General features: G+C 44.2%; 1 protein-coding gene. It reads right to left on the bottom strand.

The genetic code is table 11. The annotated features are described in order from the left end of the window. Window positions 1-295, bottom strand: a 295-nt coding sequence (locus R0K30_RS21405; protein WP_410612793.1) for a DUF4097 family beta strand repeat-containing protein, incomplete at its 3' end; no start/stop codon positions are given. Between the last annotated feature and the right edge of the window lie 35 nt (window positions 296-330).

Below are 330 nucleotides of genomic sequence, written 5' to 3'. Positions count from 1 at the left end.
ACAGACCGGCAGTTAATATTGCATCGCCGCTAACCGTAGTCATCTTAGCCTTATTCAGTGTGCCGACTTTTGCGCTAATATCACCCGAAACCGATTGTGCCGTAAAATCAGAAATAGAATCCGATTGACTGGTAATATCACCACTAACAGACTGGTAAGTTGCGGAGTCAGCACTGTTATTTATATCCTTAATATCGCCACTGACCGTCTCAAAACGAACATCGCCGCTTATCTTTTCAGCGTTAATATTCCCGCTAACCGTCTTCAGCAGTATGCGATTGGCAACTTGATTCACTGTTATATCCCCGCTAACCAACCGAATTTCCAACC

It is taken from the genome of Bacillus sp. SIMBA_154, from assembly GCF_046536015.1.
Classification (GTDB): Bacteria; Bacillota; Bacilli; order Bacillales; family Bacillaceae; genus Bacillus; species Bacillus pumilus_P.
The sequence above is the reverse complement of the archived record's forward strand: the minus strand, read 5'-3'. Positions and strand labels throughout refer to the sequence as shown.